The organism is Desulfosarcina cetonica JCM 12296 (assembly GCF_001311845.1).
GTDB lineage: Bacteria > Desulfobacterota > Desulfobacteria > Desulfobacterales > Desulfosarcinaceae > Desulfosarcina > Desulfosarcina cetonica.
This window is the reverse complement of the sequence record NZ_BBCC01000325.1, coordinates 1-4,059: the sequence shown is the minus strand read 5'-3', so window position 1 is coordinate 4,059 and position 4,059 is coordinate 1. Positions and strand designations below refer to the sequence as shown.

Here is a 4,059-nt window from a genome sequence, read left to right as displayed (position 1 = left end):
CCGCCGGCGCGCCCCCTGAAGCCGGGGCCGTGCTCAAGGCCCTGGTTTTCGGTGACCGCACGGCCATCGATGAAGATCTGCGCGAGCGTTTCAACCGTTCCGGCGTGGGACATCTCTTGGCCATTTCCGGCCTGCATGTGGGGATTGTCGCCAGCGTGGCCTTTTTCGGCTTGGGCTGGCTTTTCACACGCTTTCCGGCCTTGCTGTGGCGGGGCTGGAGCCGGCGCTGGGCCGCCGTGGGAACCCTCGTGCCGGTTCTGGCCTATGGCGTTTTGGCGGGCATGACACCGTCCACCCAACGGGCCGTGATCATGGTGGGACTGTTTCTGACGGCCGTGGTGATCGGGCGGCGCCACGACATCCTCAACACCCTGGCCCTGGCGGCGTTGATCATTCTGATCATTTTTCCGCCATCGATTTTCACCATCTCCTTTCAGCTCTCCTTTGCCGCCGTCCTTTCCATCGCCTATGGATTCCGCAAAATCGTCCCGGTGCGGGCGCCGGCCGGGACCTGGCGGCAGCGGACGGTCCGGTGGCTGACGGACTTTCTCCTGGTATCGGCCCTGGCCGTTGCCGGAACCACGCCGATCGTGCTGGCGCATTTCAATCAGACCTCCCTGGTGGGGCTTGCCGCCAATCTGGTGCTGGTGCCGCTGATCGGATTCGTGGCCGTTCCGGCCGGCCTTCTTTCCGCCGTGTTGGCGGCGATTTCGGAACCCCTGGCCATCCTGGGGTTCGGGCTGGCCATAAACGTCCTGCAGCTGGGGCTCATGGGGGTGGAATGGTTTGCCGGGCTTGCCTTTGCGGCGGTCAAGACCGTCACGCCCTCCTTCGTGGAAATGGCGCTCTACTACATCGCCGGCTGGACCTTGCTGAACCTGCGACAGTGGCGCGCGGCCCCCTGGGTGCTGGCCGGCGTGTTGGTCCTGGGGATTGTTGATGGCGGCTATTGGGCCTTCGTGCGCTACTGGCATGGCGATCTCCGGGTAATGGCCATCGACGTGGGGCAGGGCAGCGCCACCTTGCTGGAGATGCCCGGTGGCCGGGTCATGCTGGTGGACGGCGGCGGTTTCGCCGATCATCGGCTTTTCGACATGGGCCGACGGGTGATCGCACCCTTGTTGTGGCGCAAGAAAATCGCGCGTGTGGATACCCTGGTGCTCTCCCACCCCAATGCCGATCACCTGAACGGCCTGATCTATATCGCCCGGCACTTCAAGGTTCGCGAGCTGTGGACCAATGGGGATGTCAACACCACCCTCGGGTATGAAACCCTGATGGCGGCCTGCCGGGAGCATGACATTCGCGTGCGCCGCATGGATGCAAGCGCGGATGCGGTCATGGTGGGCGGGGTTCGCCTGGCGATTCTCAATCCACCGGCCGGTTTTTTCGCTTCCCCGGACGACCTGGACCAGGCCGATCGCAATGGGGCGTCCCTGGTGCTCAAGGCGACGTTCGGGGCGGTGGGATTTCTCATCCCCGGTGATATCAGTGGCGCGGCCGAGCAGGCCATGGTGCGGCGAACGGCCCCCGCGGATCTTCGCAGCACGGTGATCTTCGCGCCCCACCATGGTTCACGCACCTCCAGCTCAAAGGCCCTGGTCGACGCCGTTGATCCGCAACTGGTGGTGATCAGCGCCGGTGCCGGCAACCGATACGGTTTTCCCCATCCGGAGGTGATGAACCGCTATGGCCGGGCCGGCTGCCGGCCCCTGTGTACGTGCAACCAGGGCGCCGTTATCATGCGCTCGGACGGCGGCACGCTGAATGTCCAATGCCCCATGACCCATGTCACCTGGGAGGCGCCTGTCCGATGACCCATCGCTTTCATTCTTGTCCAGACTGGGTTTGACAGCGGCTTTTCAGGCGTACTATAAAATAGAAAGTCTCATCTACCGTGTTTTACTCGAGTCATCCCGTATATCGACTGGCGTGTTAACACAGAAGAGGTCTGCCATGTACATTCCACAGAAAGAATTGTTTTGGGGGCTGAATCAAAACGTGGTTAACCGGGTCATGGCCATTGCCGAACGCAAGGCCTTTAAATCCGGTGACGTTCTTTTTCAGAGCGGTGACGCCGCCCAGCACCTGTATATCCTGGCCCAGGGCGAGGTCCGCATCACCATGGACGAAGCGGGAAAATGCGTTTACACCGGCAACCGGGTAGGGGAAGCCTTTGGCTGGGGGTGCCTGGTCAACAGCGATACCTATGGTGGCAGCGCGGTCTGCCAGACCCCGGCGGTGGTCCTCAAGATCGATCGGGAACGCCTGCTCAAGCTGTTCGACGATGACATGGAGAGCGGCTACCTTTTTTTAAGCGCCTGTCCTGCGCCTTGGGATGCCGTCTGGTCCAGGCCTGCCAGCAGAGGCCGCTAACCGATTGATGCCGATTTGTGAAAGGAGCTTATGCAAACGCCAGATATCCATAATACCTTGACATCCAGCAGTTTTCTCGAAAATATCTCACCGACGCACCTGGAGACGATCTCGGCCTTCTGCAGCATTGAGAAGTACAAGACCGGCGATTATATTTTCCGGCAGGGCGACTTGGGTGAGGATTTGTTCATCATTGTCGAAGGATATGTCTTCCTTGAACGGGCCATGGATGTCGGCCGGCACAAGGGCTCGGTGGTCATCGATGCCCTGGGCAAAGGCCGTACCCTGGGGTGCTGGTCGTCCTTGTTGGCCGAGCCGCATGTGCTCATGTCGTCGGCCGACTGCCAGAAGGATACGACCGTGGTCCGGCTCAAGGGAAAGGCCTTGCGCAAATGCATGGAAGAGGATACCCCCTTCGGCTTCTTCATGCTCGAACGGCTCAGTTTCCTGCTGCGCGAGCGCATTCAGGCCGCCTATGGTGCCATGGACAAGATCTGATGATTGTGGTAACGACCTACTATTTGAAGGGACCTTTCACGGTCCTCGAAACCGTCATCGTTGAAAGTGATTATGACCCATTCACTCACCCCTGAAGACAAAGCCCACCTCGAAATCCTGAAGGCGCAGATCGACGCTGCCCCCAAAGATCGGGGCGAGCTGATTCCGTTGCTCCAGGTGGCCCAGAAGACCGTGGGGTATCTGCCCGACGAGGCCTTGGCCATGGTGGCCGACCATCTGGCCATTACCCGTTCCGAGGCCTATGGCGTCGCCTCTTTCTATAATCAGTTTCGCTTCACCCCGCCGGGCAGAAACCCTGTCAGGGTTTGCATGGGAACGGCCTGCCACGTGCGTGGCGGCGAGATCATCCTGGAAAATTTCGAGCGCAAGCTGGAGATCGCCGAAGGCGAAACCACCGCTGATCGCGAGTTCAGCATCGAGCGCGTGGCCTGCGTGGGCTGTTGCGCCCTGGCGCCGGTGGCCCTGGTGGGCGATACCCTGCATGGCCACATGGCCCCCAGTAAGGTGGAGGGGCTGGTGCTGCGTGTGCGCCTGGAGAAGGAAAAAGCGGCCCGGGAGGCCGCGCGGTCATGACCGCCGCTGCCGAGGGCCCGATCCGGGCGGCCTATCAGGCCCTTATCGACGATGCCGTGGTCCGGCAGGAGGCCTTCGTCCAGAGTCCGCTGCCCAAGATCCATATCGGCATGGCCACTTGCGGCATCGCCTCCGGTGCCCTGGAGACCCAGGCGGCCTTCGAGGAGGCCCTCAAGGAACGGGGCGTCGAGGCCCTGGTGCATACCGTGGGCTGCGTGGGGCACTGTTACGCCGAACCGGTGGTGGTCATCGATCATCCCGATTCGGGATTCCCGCCGATCCTCTACCCCGAGGTCACTCCGGGCAAGGCCCGCATGCTGGTCAAACTTTTCCTCGAGGAGGGCGACCCGCGCTTCGAGCATATCATGGGCGCCACGGTGGAAAACGAGATGATCCCCTCGGTGACCGAGTTCGCCCGTTTCAATCGCGAGAAACGGGTGATCATGGATCGTTGCGGCCGTATCGACCCCGAGCAGATCCACGAGTACCTGGCCGATGATGGCTACCGTGGCCTGGTGGAGGCGCTCTGCCAGCCGCCGGAAACGCTCATCGACACCATCGCCGCCGCCGGCCTGCGGGGGCGTGGCGGTG

The 4,059-nt window shown here is 62.0% G+C and carries 5 protein-coding genes; all 5 read left to right on the top strand.

All coding sequences use genetic code 11. The features are described from left to right. A partial coding sequence (locus tag JCM12296_RS33035; RefSeq protein ID WP_157068134.1) for a DNA internalization-related competence protein ComEC/Rec2 occupies positions 1–1,817 on the top strand: 1,817 nt, incomplete at its 5' end. Between the two features lie 139 nt (positions 1,818–1,956). Beyond that, positions 1,957–2,376, top strand: a complete 420-nt coding sequence (locus JCM12296_RS33030; protein ID WP_054702076.1) for a Crp/Fnr family transcriptional regulator — start codon at positions 1,957–1,959, stop codon at positions 2,374–2,376. 30 nt (positions 2,377–2,406) lie between these two features. After that, complete coding sequence (locus tag JCM12296_RS33025) at positions 2,407–2,874, top strand: Crp/Fnr family transcriptional regulator (protein ID WP_054702073.1); 468 nt, start codon at positions 2,407–2,409, stop codon at positions 2,872–2,874. Positions 2,875–2,946: 72 nt separating this feature from the next. After that, positions 2,947–3,468, top strand: coding sequence for an NADH-quinone oxidoreductase subunit NuoE (nuoE, locus tag JCM12296_RS33020; protein ID WP_054702082.1), 522 nt, complete (start codon positions 2,947–2,949; stop codon positions 3,466–3,468). After that, positions 3,465–4,059 (top strand): (2Fe-2S) ferredoxin domain-containing protein (locus JCM12296_RS33015; RefSeq protein ID WP_479690895.1); only part of this gene is annotated, 595 nt, incomplete at its 3' end. The genes nuoE and JCM12296_RS33015, both read left to right, overlap by 4 nt.